Origin of the sequence: Streptomyces lydicus, assembly GCF_000717345.1 — a bacterium.
Taxonomy (GTDB): Bacteria; Actinomycetota; Actinomycetes; order Streptomycetales; family Streptomycetaceae; genus Streptomyces; species Streptomyces lydicus.
Genome location: NZ_JNZA01000043.1, coordinates 16,523 through 33,898, shown reverse-complemented (window position 1 = coordinate 33,898; position 17,376 = coordinate 16,523). Strand labels below are relative to the sequence as shown.

Genomic DNA, 17,376 nt, shown 5'->3' with positions numbered 1-17,376 from the left:
AACGGCGCGCCAAACCCTCCTGGGGTACGAGGCGACACCGCCGGCTGCTCCCTCCTTCGGCCGTCCCCCGGTCGTCCCTGGGGTATGTCGCCAGGTCCGGGGGCGTACGCGGAAGGCCGGAGGTCACCCGAGGGCGGACGTCTCTCGCACGGGGCCGCCCGGCCCCGCGACGCGCCGCAGGAGGGCGTAGACCGCCACGGCCACGACGAAGGCCACGTAGTAGGCGAGGTCCGCGCCGTGCAGCGCCGCCGCCACCGGCCCGACGTACAGGGTCGTGTCCATGAAGGGCACGGCCGCGGCGAAGGCGGCGACGAACGCGGCACACGCCGGCCACCACGGCTGCGGCCGGGCGAGTTCCGCGGCGACGTCGAGCGGTGCGCCCCGTCTGGCCCTGGCCCGCAGCCGCGCGTCGACCAGCACGATGCCCACGAATCCGGGGATCCAGTAGCCGACGAACAGCAGCAGGTTCTGGAAGCGGACCGTGGTGTCCGCCGCGTGCAGCCACAGGACCAGCAGGAAGCCGAGGACGGCCGCGGCCGCGGCGGCGAGCGGCCGGGGAACCCGCAGGCCGGTGGCCTGGAGGGCGAGCGAGCCGCTGTAGTCGTTCATGGCGTTGCTGCACACCGCGGCGGCGGCGATGGACAGCAGCCCGAAGGCCCCCAGGGCGCCGCCGCCCAGCAGGCCGTGCACTCCCGCGGCGGTCTGGTCGGTGAACAGCCCGGCCCCCCACAGCCCCAGCGTCTGGACCCATGCGAAGGAGAGCACCATGCCGAGCAGGGAGTACCAGAACATCCGGGGCCGGGACGTGCCGGCCGGCAGATAGCGGCTGAAGTCCGAGGCGTACGGTGCCCACGACAGCGCCAGGCTGAGCGCGATGGTGCTGGTCAGGACGAAGGCGCCGAGGCGGTCGGCACCGTGCGCCGAGCCCGTCGCGGGCAGCGGGACACCGGACAGCAGCTTGGCGCCGATGACCAGGAAGGCCGCGCCCAGCACGAAGGTCATCACCGTCTGGAGGCGGTGCAGGACCTCGTAGCCGAAGACCCCGACGACGCCCTGGAGCAGCAGGATCACCAGCGCACCGAGCCAGAACGGCCAGCCGAGCAGCTGCGCCAGCGCCTCGCCGCCGAAGAGGCCGATGAGCGCGTCCCAGGCGACCGAGGAGAGCCACTGGGTGACGCCCGGCAGCACCACCCCGGCGCCGAAGGCCAGCCGGGACAGCGGTAGCTGCCCGGTCCCGGTGCGGCTGCCCCAGGTGCAGAGGTAGGCGGCCGGCAGCGCGCCGAGGAGGGTGCCGAGCACCATGGCGGTGAGGGCCGTCCAGAAGTCCAGCCCCAGGGAGACGCCCACGGTGCCGGTGAAGACCCCGGTCATGGTGAGGTTCGGGGCGAACCAGACGGTGAAAAGCCGGGCAGGCTTCCCGTAGCGGTTGCTTTCGGGCACCGGCTCTATCCCGTGCCGCTCGACCGCCAGGTCGCCGGCCCGGGCGGGCATCCGCCCACGGAAGGCGGACTCATCGATGATCATGACTCTCCAGACGTCAACAGACCCGCCCCACGGTAGGCCGGACGCCCGCGCCGCCCTCAGGGGCCCCCGCGACGGCTCGCCCTGGAGGCGGCGCGCAGAAGGCTGCCCTTCGATGTCTGCTCGTGTCCTACGAGGGCGCGCCGGCGGCGGCTGCCCCTCGTCCTGAGCGGCCGGGAGGAATCCCCGGCTCCTCAGCCCAGCGCCCGGTCCAGATTGAAGGCGGCGCTGATGAGCCCCAGGTGGGTGAATGCCTGGGGGAAGTTCCCCGTCTGTTCGCCGGTGCGGCCGATCTCCTCCGCGTAGAGGCCGAGGTGATTGGCGTAGGTCAGCATCTTCTCGAAGGCGAGCCGCGCCTCGTCCACCCGGCCGGCCCGGGAGAGCGCCTCGACGTACCAGAACGAGCAGATCGAGAAGGTGCCCTCCTCGCCGCGCAGCCCGTCCGGGCTCCGGCGCGGGTCGTAGCGGTAGACCAGCGAGTCGGACACCAGCTCCTCGCCCAACGCGTCCAGGGTGGAGAGCCATTTCGGATCGGTGGGCGAGATGAACTTGGCCAGCGGCATCATCAGGACGGCGGCGTCGAGCACGTCCTCGCCCTCGTGCTGGACGAACGCCTTGCGCTTCTCGGACCAGCCGCGTTCCATGATCCGCCGGTAGATCGCGTCCCGTGTCTCCGCCCAGCGGAGCACATCCGCCGGCAGGCCGCGGTGATTGGCGATCCGCATCGCCCGCTCGATCGCGACCCAGCACATCAGCCGCGAGTAGAGGAACTTCTGGGCCTTGCCCCGGGTCTCCCAGATGCCCTCGTCGGGCTGGTCCCAGTTGTCGCAGACCCAGTTCACGAGCATGCCGACGGTGTCCCAGTGGGCGCTGGACAGCGGCTCTCCCCACTTGTCGTAGAGGTAGAGGGAGTCGATGAGGGCGCCGTAGATGTCCAGTTGGAGCTGAGCGACCGCGTCATTGCCGATCCGTACCGGGGAGGATCCCAAGTGGCCCTGGAGGTGGGTCAGTTCGGTCTCGGGGATATCGCTGCGGCCGTCGATGCCGTACATGATCTGCAAGGGCCCGTCGGGGCCGGACTGCAGGCAGATGTTCTCGGACAGGAAGTGCGCGAAGGCCCGGGCCTCGTCGGTGAAGCCCAGCCTGAGCAGCGCGTAGATGCAGAATGCGGCGTCGCGCACCCAGGCGTAGCGGTAGTCCCAGTTCCGCTCGCCACCGATCTGCTCCGGCAGGCTGGTAGTGGGGGCGGCCACCAGGGCGCCGGTGGGCGCGTAGGTCAGCAGTTTGAGGGTGAGTGCGGAGCGGTGCACCATCTCCCGCCAGCGTCCCCGGTAGCGGGAGTGCGACAGCCATGAGCGCCAGTACCGCACCGTGGCCCCGAACAGCTCCTCCGCCTCCGTGACCGCGCAGGCCCGCGGCTTCAGCCCGTCGCCGATCCGGTCCAGCGCGAAGACCGCCGCCTCGCCCTCGTGCAGGGTGAAGGCGCCCCGGGCGTCCGGCCCGTCGATCTCAACCGGGACGCTGGAGGTCAGGGCCAGCGAAAGGTCCGGGGAGTCGAAGACCGTGTGGCCCTGCTCGGTCCGTACGGCGTGCGTCTGCCGGCCGTAGTCGAACCGGGGCGCCACCCGTACGGTGAACGGCAGCGACCCGCGGACGCACAGCACGCGCCGGATCAGCCGGTGACGGTCCGCCTCGCGCGAGTCGTCGACGATCGGCATGAAGTCCTGCACCTCACCGACGCCGTTGTCGGCGAAGAACCGGGTGATCAGGATGTTGGTGTCGGGGAAGTAGAACTGCTTCCTCCGGGCGGGCACGTCCGGGGCGAGTTCGAAGGCCCCGCCGCGGTCGGCGTCCAGGATGGCCGCGAAGACGCTGGGGGCGTCGAAGCGCAGGGGGCAGTACCAGTCGATGGTGCCGTTCGTCCCGACGAGCGCGGCGGTCCGCATGTCGCCGATCAGGCCGTGCTCGGCGATGGGCAGGTAGCGGGGCTCGTCCGCCCTGCTGGGGCGGAGGCTCTCGCAGGTGGTCATAGGACCTCCCCGGCGCTGGGGAGCAGGAGCACTGGGTTCAGATTACCTCCGGCCGGTTCCGGGCGGCGAACGACGACCGGAACGGCCCGGAGGTGGTGCCGGGCGCGGCCACGCCGTAGAGCCCGCTCACACCCGGCCCACACCCGACCGGTCCGCCGACCCGGCGAACCACGCCACTCCTTCCCCCGCAATTCCGCCCGGCCTCTCGCCACGCACCGGCCCGCCGTAGGACCATGGCTCGCTTGCCCTCTCCTGTCTCTCGCCCGCCGCAGCCGTCGCTCGCCCGTCACGCCTGCCCCGTACGTCTCTCGTTCCGTACGCCGTGCCCTCGGGAGGACCCCGGACCATGAGCAGACCCCTCGCCGTACGCGCCCGCCTCACGCTCGTGCTCACCACCTTGCTTCTCGGCCTGCCGCTCGCCGTCCCGCCCTGGTCGCCGGCCCGCGCGGCTGGCACGGACGCCCCGTCGCCCGCCTCGGCGGCGGAGGAGTACTGGAGTCCGCAGCGGATGCGGGCCGCCGAACCTGCCGTCGCCACCAGGGCTGCCGCGGCCACCGGCACGGCGCGGCCGGGCGCCGGACAGGGACGCAAAACGGACCTCGCGGCGGATCCGGTCCCGCCGAGCCATCCGTTCGACGGACTCCCGCAAGTCGGCACGTTCTTCTGGACGGACGGCAGCAACACCGGCCGGTTCTGCGGCGGAACGGTCATCCACAGCCCGAACCGCGATCTCGTGGTGACCGCCGGACACTGCCTGCGCTCGCCCGACCCCAAGCGCCATCTGTCGTTCGTGCCTCAGTACCACGACGGGCTGAAGCCGCACGGGATCTACCCCGTCGACCGCATCTACCTCGACCAGCGCTACTACGACCTCGGGACGGCGGCGGGTGCCCGCTGGGACTACGCGGTGGTACGGCTGGGGGCGCGCGCGGACGGCGCCGAGGTGGAGGAGGTGACCGGCGGCTTCGACCTGCTCCCCTACCCGGGCTACCGCCACCCCGAGGTACGCCTCATCGGCTACCCCGGCAGCAGCGACACCACCCATCCCAAACCGCTCGACTGCACCTCGTCCACCCACCGGTACACCAGCACCGACCCGGCGGCGCCCGGTGACTTCCTGGAGATCGCCTGCGCCGGCTACATCGGCGGCACCTCCGGCGGTCCTTTCCTGGTACGGGACTTCACCGGCTACGCGCTGATCGGCGTCATCGGCGGCTATCACACGGGCGGCGACTTCCCGGACGTCTCCTACAGCTCGTACTTCACGCTCGACACCCTGGCGCTCTATCTGCACGCCGTGCGCGGCGACACCCCCGCCGGCCCCCGTCAGGCCGCGTCCTCCTCGGACTGACCGCCGGCGTCGGAAATCCGGGAAGGCCGGAATTCGGTAAGGGGAATCCGGGAACAATGTGACGCCTCGTCACCATGCTCGCCGATATCGCCGGGCATGGTGACGGTCCCTGTTAATGTCGGCGGCGGGGGAAGGCCGGTTGTCCACCAGGTCAGCAGGAAAAGGTGACGCCCCGTTGGTGCCTTCGTTTCTCGTCTCCGTACTGAATCGCCTCTTCAGGAATGAGGCGTGGCGTCGACTGCACGCACAGGCGGTGTTCTGGGTCTCCCTCGTCATGACCGCGATGCTGCTGGGGGGTGCCGCGCTGGTCCTGGTCGCCGAATCGGGGGCGCCGCACGCCAATATCACGTCGTACCCGAAGGCATTGTGGTGGTCGTTCGAGACGGCCACCACGGTGGGTTATGGGGATTTCTACCCGGTGACGTTGTGGGGCCGCGTCGTCGCCGCCCTTTTGATGCTCAGCGCCATCACGGCGTTCGGTGTCATCACGGCCGCGCTCGCCACCTGGTTCGTCGGACAGGCGGAGCAGGACGTGGCCCGGCTGGGGAAAGCGGTGGGGAATCACGCACGTGAGGACGCGGAGGCGTTCCACTCGGAGCTGCACACCCTGCACGCGCGCTTCGACCATGTGGAGACCCTGCTCAGGGACCGGGGCTCGCACCCCTCCGCCTGACGGAAGAAAGCCGTGTCCGCGCAGGCGTCGGCGCCTCTAAAGTGGTGGCGTGATCGATTCCGCTGATGTCCGCCGTATTGCCCTCTCGCTGCCGGAAACGGTGGAGAAGGAAGCCTGGGAGATGCCCACGTTCCGGGTCGCCGGGAAGATGTTCGTCACGGTCCCCGACGACGAGACCTCGTTCGCGGTGCGGTGCCCGGTCCATGAGCGGAAGGAGCTGATCGCCGCGGAACCGGAGAAATTCTGGGTGCCGCCGCACGAGGCGGGCTCCGCCTGGGTGCGGGTCCGGCTGGCGGAACTGGACGACATGGACGAGCTGCGGGACATCCTCGTCGACTCGTGGAAGCAGGCAGCCCCGCCGCGGCTGTTGGAGACCTTTTCCGGGTGAGGGCGCGTTTCCCGGCCGGAATGCCCGAGCAGCCACCGTCACCGACGGAATCGCCACGCCGTCACTGGTGGCGACGTCGCAGATCGCTCCAGTCCAGGGCCTGGGAAGCCTTCAGCTGGGAATGCTCCGCGGCCTCGCGGGTTTCGGCGAGGACATCGCCGTGCTGCTTGACGAGCTCTTCGTAGATAGGGGTACGGCCGGATGTGTGTGTCGCAGTAGTCATGTCGCTGTTCCTGGTCCCAATCCCGTGTCTGTTGTGGCTGCGGCTCAGCAGTTTCGCCGCCCCGGGAAGAAGGGAGCACCTCAGTTGTCAGCTGAACTCTTGGTGCGCGAAGGGAGGTTGCCCGCCACTCGTGCGCCGCTCCCCCGCGCGGCCCGGACATCCTGTCATGGGCGTGCCGAGCACGCAAAAGATCATCCCAGAGCCTGAGACCGCTGAGCGGTATTGATGGCTATTGCAGTCCAATGAGGGTTAACGGCTTCCCTTTGGCGAGGTTCCCGACCGCTTGATGCGCGTATAGGACGTTGCGGCCGTCGATAAACCTAGGCAACATTCGCGCCCTGCAGTCACGTTCATGGTTTTGCTGGCCATTCACCGGTGAATGTGATGTTGCGTGCCGTCTCGCGCGCTTTGCCTGGGCCTGAGGTGCACCGGCTGTCGCGGGGTGGCTCCCGTGGCGGAACGGGCGGGGTGCGCCGCTGCGCTGGTCGGGGGACGGTGCGGCTCGGCATGCCGGGAGACGGCGGTCCGCTGCCGATACTGGCCGGATGCCGGAGATCACTGGGGCAGGTGCGCTGGTAGTGGGGGCCGGATGAGGGCGCGGGAGGTGGCCGTCACGGGGCTGGGGCTGGTCACGCCCGCAGGAGTGGGGGTGGCGGCCACCTGGCACGGGCTGCTGTCCGGCGAGTCCCCCGCCGCGCGCGATCCGGCGCTCGACGGGCTGCCGGTGGACTTCTGCTGCCGGGTGCCCGGCTTCGACGCCGCGGAGCGCCTGGGGCGGCGGCTGTCGTGGCGGCTGGATCGGTGCGCGGCGATGGCGCTGGTGGCCGCCCGCGAGGCGGTGGCCGACGCGGGCCTCGGCACGGACCACTGGGACCCGCTGCGGGTGGGCGTCGTCCTGGGCGTCGGCACCGCGAGCATGGAGCGGTACGAGGAGGAGTTCGCCAAGCTCACCAGTGGGCGGGCCACCGAGATCTCCCCGCTGGCCATTCCGCGCAGCGTGCCGAACATGGTCGCCGGCGAAGTGGGGATGGACCTGCGGGTCCGCGGGCCGAACCTGACGGTCAGCACGGCGTGCGCCTCGGGTGCCACGGCGCTGGGCACGGCACGGCAGTTGCTGCTGGCGGAGGCCTGCGACGTGGTGGTGGCGGGCGGCAGCGAATCGCTGTGCAGCCGCATTCCCGCGGCGTGCTTCCATCAGATGGGCGCGCTCTCCCGTCGTGGCGACGACCCGGCGGGGGCCTCCCGGCCGTTCGACGCGGACCGCGACGGCTTCGTCCTGGCGGAGGGGGCCGGGATGCTGGTGCTGGAGCGGGCGGAGCACGCCCGGGCCCGCGGGGCCCGGGTGCGTTCCTATCTGGCGGGGTACGGCGCCTCGTGCGACGCGTACCACTTCACCGCGCCGCACCCGGAAGGGCGCGGGGCGGCCGAGGCGCTGTCGGCGGCGCTGGGCGATGCCGGGCTGGAGCCGGGGGACATCGGCCACGTCAACGCGCACGGCACCTCGACGGTGCTCAACGACCGGGCCGAGGCGCTCGCGTTGCGGCAGGTGTTCCGCCGGCCGCCGCCGGTCACGGCGGTGAAGGGCGCGCTGGGGCACGCGGCCGGGGGCGCGGGGGCGATCGAGGCGGCCTGCACGGTGCTGACACTTCAGGAGCAGGTGGTCCCGCCGACGGCGAATCTGCGGTGCCTGGATCCGGACATCGAGCTGGACGTGGTCAGCAAGGTGCCGCGGCCGGTGCGGATGGCGGCGGCGGTGAGCAACGCGTTCGGCTTCGGCGGGCAGAACGCGGTCCTGGTGTTCCGCGCGGCGCAGTAGCTCCGTACGGCGGGGCGGTCGGGGCGGCCCCCGGAGACTTCACGCGAATGCCCGTCCGTCGCCTGTGCGCCGAGGAGCGCGTTCCCTGACGCTCCGACATACTGCAACGTACTGCACATAAATAGGACAATCATCCGTTGTGCGGGTGTTGTGGGGTGCGGCTCGGCGGCGCTGCCGCGTCCTGGCCGGCACGCCGTCGAAGGAGTGAGTCGTTGATCACGGTCACCGGTGCCACCGGCTTCCTCGGAGCCCATCTGCTCGCCGCGCTGCTGCGGAGGGACGACCGACCCGTCTGCGCCCTGGTACGGGGCGATCCGGAGACAGCCCGGGACCGGTTGCTGCGGGCCGTCCGCAGTACCGGTTCCCGGTGCGAGGAAACCGACTTCCGCCGGCGGGTGACCCCCGTACCGGTCGAACTCACCGCGCCCCGGCTGGGGCTGTCCGCCGCGGAGCACAGCGCGCTGGCGTGGCGGACGCAGGAGGTGTGGCACTGCGCCGCGGACACCAGTCCGCTGGGTCGGGCGGCGGCGCTCCACCGGACCAATGTGGAGGGCACCGGGCGCATCCTGGAACTGCTCGCCGCGGGTGCGCGCGGGACGCGGCTGTTCCACATCAGTACGGCGTTCGTGGCCGGGAAGCGGCGCGAGGGCGTGGTGCCCGAGGACGCGCTGGAGGAGCGGTACGGGTTCGCCACCGCCTACGAGGAGTCGAAGTACCGGGCCGAGGTGAGGGTGCGCCGCTGGGCGCAGGACACCGGCCGGGCGGCGGTGGTGTTCCGGCCGGCCCTGCTGGTCACGGGCCGGCCCGCGGAGCCGGGCGAGCCGCGCCACTGGCTGGCGGTGCAGGCCGCCCGGACCAGTCTGCTCGGTCAGCAGGACCGTGCGCTCGTGCTGCGCGCCGCCGGTCTGGCCGCCGAGGACCTGAGCTTTCCGTACACGGCGCGGATGCCCGGCCGGCCCGATGCCCTGGTCAACCTGCTCCAGGTGGACTGGGCGGTGGCCGCGATGCTGCGGTGTGCGACGCGCGAGGCGGCCGGGGTCGAGACGTTTCATGTGACCCACCCTCAGGACTGCTCGGTGCAGAGGCTGCTGCGTCTCGCGCTGGAGCCGTGCGACTGGCTCGACATCGAGCTCGATCCGGAGCTCGCCCCGGAACGGATGCGGCCGCTCGAACGGTCCCTGATGCGGCTGGCCGCCGGACTGACCCCGCACTGGTGGTCCCGGCGCCGCTACGACCGGACGCGGCTGGCAGCCGCGACGGCCGGCCTGGATCCGCCCGGGGAACTCACCGCGGAGTACGTGCGCGCCGGCATGAGCGACGCCGTGTCCGCCGCCCCGTCACCTGCCGGCTCCGCTCGGGCCGGTTCCGTACGGAAGGGAGCTGTGAACGCTCGTGTCTGATCCCGTGTCCGCCCCCCTGCCCGGTCCCGAGTCCGCCCCTGGCTCCCCGCCCGGATCCGCCGCGGTGTCTCCCGGCGCGTCCGAGGCGTACGCCGCGATCTGTACGGCGCTGACGGAGACGTTCGGCTTCCTGGAGAGCGAGCTGCGGCCCGGCGCGACGTTCGAGGAGCTCGACATCGACTCGCTCGCACTGCTGGAGTTCGCCCTCGTGATGGGCGCCCACCTCGGCGTGCACAGCGCCGACACCGAACTGCGCCCCGGGATGACCCTCGGCGAGGCGGCCGAGTACGTCGCGACGCTCCGGTCGGAGTCCGAGACGGCGGGCACGGCCGCGCGGCCGGAGCGTACGCCCACGGGGTGAGCGGGCCCCTCATCCGGCCCGGCCGGCGGCCGGCAGCTCCGGCGCGGCCGACGGCTCGCCTCCCGGGCACGGGTCCGCGGGCGCCGGTCCCCGGCCCCGCCCCGGCCGGACCCGGGCGGGCGCCCACCAGTTGGCGCGCCCGGCCAGCCGCATCACCGCCGGTACGAGCACACCGCGTACCACCGTGGCATCGACGAGTACGGCCAGCGCCAGGCCGAACCCCAGTTCCTTGAGCAGCAGGACCCCCGAGGTGGCGAGCGCGCCGGTCGCCACCGCGACCGCGAGGGCCGCCGCGGTGAACAGCCGGCCGGTGCGGGCGATGCCGTGGACGACCGCGGCCGTGTTGTCCCCGGTGGCCCGGTAGTGCTCCTGGATCCGGGACAGCAGGAACAGTTCGTAGTCCACGGACAGCCCGAACGCCACGCTGAACAGCAGCAGCGGAATGGTCATGTCCAGGGTGCCCGTGACGGTGAAGTCCCCCAGCAGCCGGTGCAGATGGCCGTCCTGGAAGACGTGGACGACACCGCCCAGCGCGGCGGTGAGGCTCAGTGCGGCCACGGCGAGGACCTTCAGCGGGATCAGGACGCTGCGGGTGAACAGGAACACCACCGTGAGGGTCCCCGCGGCGATCAGCGCGAGCGCCGGCGCGAGTCTGCTCGTCAGCGCCGCGCGGGCGTCGACGACCTGTGCGGCCCAGCCGGCGAGGTGCGCGGGGCCGGGGGACGGCAGGCGGCGCACCGCGCGGACCAGGCCGGCGGCCCGCTCGGACTGCGGGTCGGGCGTCATCGTCAGCGTCGCCACGGTGCCGCCCGGCCGGCTGCCGGCACCGGCCGGCACTCCCCCGCCGACCCGTCTGCCGCCCTCGTACCGTCCCGTCGCCGTGACCGCCTCGCGCACACCGGGCAGCGCGGACAGCCTGCGTCCGTACGCGTCCAGTGCGGCGCGCCCGGCCACCGGATCGGCCCGGGGCAGGACGACCGTCAGCGCCCCGTCGGCGGAGGTCCCCCACTCGCGGCGGATGAGATCGGCTGTCGCATGGGCCTCCACGCCGCCCGGCAGGATCCGCTCGTCGGCCAGTCCCAGGCGCCCGTGCCCGAACGGCACCACCAGCACCGCCAGCAACAGCAGGCAGCCGGTCCCCCACCGCAGCGGGCGCCGGGTGACCGCCCGCGCGACCGCGCGCCACAGGGTGCTGTCCGCGCCGATCGTCGGTGCCGGAGCCCACCGCAGACACGCGAACGGATCCGACGACTCCACCCGCGGACCCCAGCACGCCAGGACGGCCGGCAGCACGATCACCGCCGTCAGCGCCGCCAGCACCACCACCGCCATCCCCGCGTACGCCATCGAGCGCAGGAAGGAGAAGGGGAACACCAGCAGGGCGGCCAGCGCGGCGGTCACCGTGCCCGCCGACACCGCGACCGTACGGCCGGCGGTGCGCATACTGGCCCGTGCGGCATCCGGCGGTGTCAGCCCGCGCGCCCGTTCCTCCCGGAACCGCGCCACCATGAACAGTGCGTAGTCCACCGCGAGGCCGAAGCCCAGCGCCCCGATCAGGTTGACGGCGAAGACGGAGACGTCGGTGACGGCGGTGAGCACCCTCAGCACCGCCAGCGCGCCGACCGCCGACACCCCGCCGACCAGCACCGGCAGCAGCGCGGCCAACAGCGACCGGAAGGCCACGGCCAGGATCGCGAAGGTCAGCGGTGCCGCGATCAGTTCGGCCCGTACCAGGTCCGTGTGCGCCTGTGCGGTGGACTGTGCCAGGCTCCACGCGGCGCCGGTGGCCCGCACGTCGAAGGGGCCGCCGCGGGCGGTGTAGCGCGGCACCAGCCGCTGCGCGGTGCGGGCCGTGTCGGTCTCGCTGCCCCGCAGATCGACCCGTACGAGCGCGAACCGCCCGTCGGGCGACTGCAGTTGGCGGTCCGGGCCGGTCCAGTACGAACGCGCCCGCAGCACCCCCGGTTCGGCAGCGAGCCGCTGGGTCATCCGGCGTCCCGCCGCCCGTACCGCCGGGCTGTCCAGCGACTCACGGGCGTCCCGCGGGTGCAGTACCAGGAGGAGTTCCGGGCTGTCGGCCCCGAACCGGGCGGCCCACTCCTCGGCCCGGGCGGAGGGCGTCCCCGAGGCGACGAACCCCCCGACGGAGAGCCGCTGGTCCAGCCCGGACGCCGTCCAGCCGAACAGCACGCACAGCATTCCGGCCACGATCAGCACCCGGCGCGGAGCCCGTACGCACCAGTCCCAGGGGCCACGCCCCCGCCCCTGCCCGCTGTCGCCCGTTCCCGTCCGCATCGCCGCCATGGGCCCGATGTTCCAGCCGCCCTCCCGCCGGGCCGGGGTGACGCGCCGTCGGCGGGGACGGGCGTGGAACGGATGGCGGACGGCACCGCGCGGGCCGGGCGTTTTCGCCCCGCCGGCCACGCCCGGGTCGTCGCGGGCCTGGCAGACTCCCCCGGAAGACGGCCGGGTGAGGTGGAGGCAGACGCGTGGGTGAGACGGTGTACGTGCGGTTCCAGGGGACCACGCGCAGCCCTCGGGGACACTTCCCCGGGATCTTCGGGCTGGCCAACGGTCTGGCGCGGGACGGCAGGCTGAGCGAGGAGCAGTACCGGTTCTGGCGTGCCGGCAACGACTGGTACGACACCCACTACACCAACCCGTCGGAGGTCGACCCCTCGGTCTACGACCACGCGGTGAACCCGGGCGCGGTGGCGTGGTTCAAGTCCACCGCGGTGCATCTCCTCGCGCGCGTGGACGGCTACCTGGACCTGCTGGCCACGCACGCGGTGGACTGCGAACGGGTCGAGTCCACCGACCCCGGGCGGATCATCTACGAGGACGAGGACCAGGTCGTCGTGGTGCCCTGGCGGCGCGACCACCCGGACTCGTGAACCCTCCCGTCACCCCGTAACAGCGCCTCGCCCAGCGCGCTGAGCGTGTGGTGCACGCTGCCGCCCGTGCGGCACGAGGCGATCAGTCCGGCCTCGCGGAGTATGGCGGTGTGGTGGGTGGCGGTGGCCGGTGAGACGCTGAGCCGGCGGGCGAGCTCGGACGTGGTGCAGCCGCCGGCCACCATCTCCAGGGCCGCGGCCCGGGTGGGACCCAGCAGGGCCGCACACGGACTCTTCGGTTCGCTCCGCCAGTGGTGTCCGTCGCGGGCGTCGTCCGCCCAGTCCGTGCTGCGTTCGACGGGGTAGACCAGGACCGGCGTCAGGTCCGGGTCCCTGAGCATGATGGGGCTGCGCCAGCAGAAGAAGGACGGGATCAGGCGCAGCCCGCGCCCCTCCAGGTGGACGTCGCGGTCCACGCTCAGCGTGCTGAATTCCAGCACCGGCGACTGCCAGTGCAGCTTGGGGTGCAGGGTGTTGAGGAGCCGCTGCACCCCGCCGCTCTGCAGGTCGCGGCTGCGCCGGGTCCGGTCCGCCTCCAGATCGCCGCGCAGCCGGTTCTCGTACGGCTGGATGGCGAGGGAGTAGTAGGTGCGCACGGCGTCGGCGAGGTGCGGCAGGTTGCGCTGGCCGAACTGCCGTACCCACAGCGGAGCGTGGTGGGCGTGCGCGAACCGCGTGAGGTCGGTGCGGAGCCGGGTGCGGGAGGTGGACGCCAGGCTGTCGAGGCCCTCCTCCAGGCCGTGGGCGGACGCCTCGGGCGTGAGGAAGTCCGGGCTGTAGCCGCGCGGCGGGGCGAGGGCGAGCAGTGCGCGTGCCGGTTCGTCGAGCCGGGGCAGCGTGTTCCGGCGCCAGCGGGCGAAGGTCGCGGCCCCGTCCCGGTTCTGGAGCAGGTGCAGGCTGAGCAGGACCTCCCACAGCGGATCGAGCCGTTCGGCGATGTGCGTCCTGGCGAGATCTTCCAGACTGAAGTGAATGCGCACGGCCATCCGTGCCCCCCGTTTTCCCGGTCACAGAGCGCCGCCGAGCGGCGATGACGTACCCCCGGATGCAGCGTACGACGTGACTCTCCGCGGTCAAGGAACGTGTGCGCGCGTCGGCGGGTCGGGTCGTCGGCGGCCGATTCACGGGTGGCCGATTTCAGCCGGTGCGAGGGGAGTTGGGCAGGTCGGCCGGTGCGTCGCGGCCCCGGTCGGGGGCGCTGGTGCGGCTGTCGAGTGTTGGGCAGGATGCCGGTGTGGCGGAGGTGCGGGAATGTGAGGTGTGTGGGGCGCGGCTGGCGGAGCGTGCGCGGGGCGGCGGGGGCCGGCCCGCGCGCTACTGCTCCCGGGCCTGCCGGCAGGCGGCGTACCGGCGGCGTGCGGCACGGCAGGTTCCGGTTGGCGCGAAACCGCCGGACGTGGAAGCGGTGGAGGTGGAGCCGGCGGACGCGGAACCGGCGGGCCGCGGGCTGCCCGTCCCGCTCGACGCGTTCGTCGGACGCGAGCGGGAACTGACCCGCTTGCGCTCGCTGCTGCGGTCGGCGCGGCTGCTGACCCTGACCGGCCCGGGCGGAACGGGCAAGACCCGGCTGGCGGTGGAGCTCGCGGGCGGTGTGCGCGGCGGACGGACCGGCCGTGCGCAGCTGGTGGAGCTGGACGGGCTGGCGGAGGGGGCGCAGCTTCCGCAGCATGTGGCCGCGGCTCTGGGCGTACGGGAGCGCGGCGGCCGGGTGGGAGTGGAGGCGCTGGTCCATGCGCTGACCGCGCGGAGCACGCTGCTGGTCCTGGACAGCTGTGAGCATCTGGCCGCCGCCGCCGCCCGGCTCGCCGCGGACCTGCTCGCCCGCTGCCCCCGGCTGCGGATCCTCGCCACCAGCCGTGAGCCGTTACGGGTGCCGGGCGAGGTCGTCTTCCGCGCCGGTGAACTGTCGCTGCCGCCCGTCGCCGACGACCACGACCCGGCCGCGCTGCTGCGCTCGGAGGCGGTCCGGCTGTTCCTGGAGCGCGCCAGGTCGTGCGACGCGGGGTTCGATCCGGCGCCCGGTGACCTGCGTACGGTGGCCGAGATCTGCCGTCGGCTCGACGGATTGCCGCTGGCCGTCGAGCTCGCGGCGGGCCGGGCGGGGTCGCTCCCGCCGGCCGGCATCCTGCGCGGGCTGGACGACCAGCTGTCCCTGCTGACCGGCGGCAGCAGAACGGGGCCGGGCCGCCATCGTGAGCTGGCGGCCACCATCGACTGGAGCCACCGGTTGCTGGATGCGTCGGAGCGGGTGGTGTTCCGGCGGCTTTCGGTGCTCGGCGGCGGCTTCGACGCGGCGGGGGCCACCGCGGTCTGCGTCGACGGGCCCGGGGGGCACGAAGGCGGTGGGCCGGCGGGCGTGCGACGGGAGCAGGTGCTGCCTGTGGTCTGCGCCCTGGAGGCGAAGTCGCTGGTCGTACGGGTACGGGGGGACGGGCCGGGCGCGGAGCGGTTCCGGCAGCTCGGTGCCGTCCGGTCCTACGGGTTGGACCGGCTCGCCGAGGCCGGGGAGCTGGCGGGTACCTGGGACCGGGCGCTGGACTGGCTGGCCCGGCAGGCGGCGGGCGGGCTCGCCGGCCCGGTGTTCCCGGACACCGCGGAGCTGCCGCTCGGCGGTGAGCAGGAGAACCTGGCCGCGGCCGTTTCCCGTGCCGCGGCGCTGCGCGGTGACGGTCGCCGGTTGCCGCTTGCGGTGGCGCTGGCCCGATCGCGGTACCAGCAGGAGCAGTTGACGGTCGCGCGCGACCTCCTGGCGGGCGCCCTCCGGGACGCGCCGGCCGGCTCCCCGGAGCGTGGCGCGGCGCTGGCGCTGGCCGCGCGGTCGGCGTGTCAGCAGGCGGATCCGGCGGCGGCCCTCGCCCTCGCCGAGGACGCGGTCGCCGTCGAGCGCGCCCGGCGGCACCCCGCCGGGCTGGCCAACGCGCTGGACGCGCTGGCCGCCGCCCACCTGTGCCGCGGCGAATTCTCCGCCGCGGTGGCCGTGTTCACCGAGTGCCTCGACGTGGTCCGCGGGCTCGGCCGTCCGCTGGATCTCGCGCTGTGCCGCCACCATCTCGCCTGGGCGCTGCTTCAGTTGGGGCGTACCGGCCGGGCGGCCCGGCTGATGGCGGAGTGTCTGCCCGTACTGTCGGCGGGCGCCCCGCCCGGCCAACTGGCGGCCGCCCTGCACACCGCGGGCGCGGTCGAGCTGGCGCGGGGCGACACGGACGCCGCCGGGCGCAGGTTCGCCGAGGTGCTGCGCACCGCGCCGGACGGGGAGAGCCTGCATGCGCTCTACCCGGTGGAGGGCCTCGCCGTGGTGGCCGCCGAGCGCGGCGATGCGGAGCGGGCGCTGCGGCTGTACGCGGCGGCGGCCGCGGCCCGCCGCCGGATCGACACCGAGCCTGAGGCGCACTGGCGGGCGCAGGTGGAGGCGGCCGTGGCGCGGGCCGGGGAGCGGTTGCGCCCTTCGGTGGCGGACGCCGCGCTGGCGGCCGGTAGCCGGCTGCGCGGGACGCGCCTGGTCGCCCACGCCCTGGGCGGCCCCCTGGACGCCGGGGCACGCGCGGACCGAAGCGGTGCGGCGGTGCACCGTCCGCTGACCGGGCGGGAGTCGGCGGTCGCGCGGCTGGTTGCCGAGGGCATGACCAACCAGCAGATCGCCGCTCATCTGGGGCTCGCCAGGAGCACCGTGGCCAGCCATCTCGACCGGATCCGGGACAAGCTCGGGGTGCGGTCGCGTACGCAGATCGCGGTCCGGGTCGCGGGCGGACCGGAGCGGCACTGACGACCGCCGTGCCACGGCGTCGCGCAGGGGGTTTCGTCACACCGCAACGCGTCCGTCGTCCGGCCCATGTGCGCCGCGGCGGGGCATCGGAGGCTGGGCGCGGAGCACCGACCGACGACGCCATCCATGCGAGGAGATGCCATGCGGTACGCCGACGACACCAGCCCGGGGGCGGCACCCGGCCCGCAGCCCGCGGAGGTCCCGGGCGAGGAGCGCGGGAGGTCGCGGAGGTCCTTCCTCAGGTCCACGTCCGTGGGCGTGACGTCGGTGGCGCTGGGGGCGGGCGTGGCCGCCGCGGCCGGTCCGGTGGCCGAGGCCACGACGGCCGGCCGGCCCTCGGCGGCGACGCGTGCCGCTGCCGGGCGTCCGCTCGCCGTCACCCCCGCCTGCTCGGGGCAGGAGACCCCGGCGTCCATCGAGGGGCCGTTGTTCAAGCCGCACTCGCCCGAGCGCGGCGATCTGGTCACTCCCGGCACCCGCGGTGTCCGGCTCGACCTGGGCGGCGTGGTGTACGACACCTCGTGCACGCCGCTGCCCGGAACGCTCATCGAGTTCTGGCAGTGCGACGAGAACGGCGACTACGACACCTCGGGGTTCTCCCTGCGGGGCCACCAGTACACCGACAGCCGGGGCGGCTACCGCCTGCGGACGATCATCCCCCGTGACTACTGGGGCCGTTGGGGCCAGCGCGCACCACACATCCACACCCAGGTCCAGGTGTCCGGCGGGCCCCTGCTCGTCACCCAGCTGTACTTCCCCGACGACACCCGGGCGTACGGCCGGGACTTCGCCGCCCTCAACGCCGCCGACCGGCTGCTCAACCGCGCCTGCACCCTCGCCCTCACCGGCCCGGAGAGCGCCGACGGCCACTACACCGGCACCTTCGACTTCGTCCTCAGCACCACGGTTTAGGGCGCGGACGGTCAGGCGCGCAGCCGTACCCTCTCGAAGAGAAG

Annotated in this window: 14 protein-coding genes; 9 read left to right on the top strand and 5 right to left on the bottom strand. The window is 73.3% G+C overall.

The genetic code is table 11. The features are described 5' to 3' along the window. Nucleotides 1-123 precede the first annotated feature (123 nt). Both OO62_RS31340 and OO62_RS31335 read right to left on the bottom strand, forming a co-directional pair. Complete coding sequence (locus OO62_RS31340; protein ID WP_051733771.1) at nucleotides 124-1,524, bottom strand: purine-cytosine permease family protein; 1,401 nt, start codon at nucleotides 1,522-1,524, stop codon at nucleotides 124-126. Nucleotides 1,525-1,715: 191 nt separating this feature from the next. Next, nucleotides 1,716-3,551: a glycoside hydrolase family 15 protein gene (locus OO62_RS31335; protein WP_033271039.1), complete on the bottom strand. Its 1,836-nt coding sequence runs from the start codon at nucleotides 3,549-3,551 to the stop codon at nucleotides 1,716-1,718. A gap of 346 nt (nucleotides 3,552-3,897) precedes the next feature. On the opposite strand from OO62_RS31335, the gene OO62_RS31330 reads away from it, so the two are divergent. The 3 genes from OO62_RS31330 (at nucleotide 3,898) to OO62_RS31320 (ending at nucleotide 5,963) form a co-directional block, all read left to right on the top strand. Continuing rightward, nucleotides 3,898-4,902, top strand: a complete 1,005-nt coding sequence (locus OO62_RS31330; RefSeq protein ID WP_033271038.1) for a trypsin-like serine peptidase — start codon at nucleotides 3,898-3,900, stop codon at nucleotides 4,900-4,902. A gap of 178 nt (nucleotides 4,903-5,080) precedes the next feature. After that, nucleotides 5,081-5,575 carry a potassium channel family protein gene (locus OO62_RS31325; protein WP_248782306.1) on the top strand — a complete coding sequence of 165 codons (495 nt, stop codon included), beginning with the start codon at nucleotides 5,081-5,083 and terminating at the stop codon, nucleotides 5,573-5,575. A gap of 49 nt (nucleotides 5,576-5,624) precedes the next feature. Beyond that, complete coding sequence (locus OO62_RS31320; RefSeq protein WP_033271036.1) at nucleotides 5,625-5,963, top strand: MmcQ/YjbR family DNA-binding protein; 339 nt, start codon at nucleotides 5,625-5,627, stop codon at nucleotides 5,961-5,963. 61 nt (nucleotides 5,964-6,024) lie between these two features. Here the strand turns inward: OO62_RS31320 and OO62_RS40090 are convergent, their stop codons facing one another. Beyond that, nucleotides 6,025-6,186 (bottom strand): hypothetical protein, encoded by a 162-nt coding sequence (locus tag OO62_RS40090; protein WP_164993242.1) that lies wholly within the window; start codon nucleotides 6,184-6,186, stop codon nucleotides 6,025-6,027. 589 nt (nucleotides 6,187-6,775) lie between these two features. Between OO62_RS40090 and OO62_RS31315 the strand changes: the two genes are divergently transcribed. The 3 genes from OO62_RS31315 (at nucleotide 6,776) to OO62_RS37200 (ending at nucleotide 9,763) form a co-directional block, all read left to right on the top strand. Beyond that, complete coding sequence (locus OO62_RS31315) at nucleotides 6,776-8,002, top strand: beta-ketoacyl-[acyl-carrier-protein] synthase family protein (protein WP_033271035.1); 1,227 nt, start codon at nucleotides 6,776-6,778, stop codon at nucleotides 8,000-8,002. A 212-nt stretch (nucleotides 8,003-8,214) separates the two neighbouring features. After that, the gene (locus OO62_RS31310) at nucleotides 8,215-9,402 is read left to right on the top strand and encodes an SDR family oxidoreductase (RefSeq protein WP_051733770.1); all 1,188 of its coding nucleotides are present in this window, start codon (nucleotides 8,215-8,217) and stop codon (nucleotides 9,400-9,402) included. Beyond that, nucleotides 9,395-9,763 (top strand): acyl carrier protein, encoded by a 369-nt coding sequence (locus tag OO62_RS37200; protein WP_106974919.1) that lies wholly within the window; start codon nucleotides 9,395-9,397, stop codon nucleotides 9,761-9,763. Before OO62_RS31310 ends, OO62_RS37200 begins: the two co-directional genes overlap by 8 nt. A gap of 9 nt (nucleotides 9,764-9,772) precedes the next feature. Here the strand turns inward: OO62_RS37200 and OO62_RS41435 are convergent, their stop codons facing one another. Beyond that, nucleotides 9,773-12,067, bottom strand: a complete 2,295-nt coding sequence (locus tag OO62_RS41435) for an MMPL family transporter (protein ID WP_078617450.1) — start codon at nucleotides 12,065-12,067, stop codon at nucleotides 9,773-9,775. A 185-nt stretch (nucleotides 12,068-12,252) separates the two neighbouring features. On the opposite strand from OO62_RS41435, the gene OO62_RS31295 reads away from it, so the two are divergent. Continuing rightward, complete coding sequence (locus tag OO62_RS31295; RefSeq protein WP_033271034.1) at nucleotides 12,253-12,657, top strand: hypothetical protein; 405 nt, start codon at nucleotides 12,253-12,255, stop codon at nucleotides 12,655-12,657. On the opposite strand, the gene OO62_RS31290 is transcribed toward OO62_RS31295, so the two are convergent. Next, entirely contained in the window at nucleotides 12,597-13,643 is a 1,047-nt protein-coding gene (locus tag OO62_RS31290; RefSeq protein ID WP_033271033.1) for an ArsR/SmtB family transcription factor, read from the bottom strand. The genes OO62_RS31295 and OO62_RS31290 overlap by 61 nt on opposite strands. A gap of 410 nt (nucleotides 13,644-14,053) precedes the next feature. On the opposite strand from OO62_RS31290, the gene OO62_RS31285 reads away from it, so the two are divergent. Further along, nucleotides 14,054-16,420 (top strand): ATP-binding protein, encoded by a 2,367-nt coding sequence (locus OO62_RS31285; protein WP_228332345.1) that lies wholly within the window; start codon nucleotides 14,054-14,056, stop codon nucleotides 16,418-16,420. Nucleotides 16,421-16,561: 141 nt separating this feature from the next. Next, complete coding sequence (locus OO62_RS31280) at nucleotides 16,562-17,332, top strand: dioxygenase family protein (RefSeq protein ID WP_033271031.1); 771 nt, start codon at nucleotides 16,562-16,564, stop codon at nucleotides 17,330-17,332. Nucleotides 17,333-17,376 lie beyond the last annotated feature (44 nt).

What these genes read in the sequence shown, in the direction of transcription:
- OO62_RS31335 (WP_033271039.1), bottom strand. Translation starts at nt 3,551, where the DNA reads ATGACCACCTGCGAGAGCCTCCGCCCCAGCAGGGCGGACGAGCCCCGC.
- OO62_RS31315 (WP_033271035.1), top strand. Translation starts at nt 6,776, where the DNA reads ATGAGGGCGCGGGAGGTGGCCGTCACGGGGCTGGGGCTGGTCACGCCC.
- OO62_RS41435 (WP_078617450.1), bottom strand. Translation starts at nt 12,067, where the DNA reads ATGGCGGCGATGCGGACGGGAACGGGCGACAGCGGGCAGGGGCGGGGG.
- OO62_RS31290 (WP_033271033.1), bottom strand. Translation starts at nt 13,643, where the DNA reads ATGGCCGTGCGCATTCACTTCAGTCTGGAAGATCTCGCCAGGACGCAC.
- OO62_RS31340 (WP_051733771.1), bottom strand. Translation starts at nt 1,524, where the DNA reads ATGATCATCGATGAGTCCGCCTTCCGTGGGCGGATGCCCGCCCGGGCC.
- OO62_RS40090 (WP_164993242.1), bottom strand. Translation starts at nt 6,186, where the DNA reads ATGACTACTGCGACACACACATCCGGCCGTACCCCTATCTACGAAGAG.
- OO62_RS31330 (WP_033271038.1), top strand. Translation starts at nt 3,898, where the DNA reads ATGAGCAGACCCCTCGCCGTACGCGCCCGCCTCACGCTCGTGCTCACC.
- OO62_RS31280 (WP_033271031.1), top strand. Translation starts at nt 16,562, where the DNA reads ATGCGGTACGCCGACGACACCAGCCCGGGGGCGGCACCCGGCCCGCAG.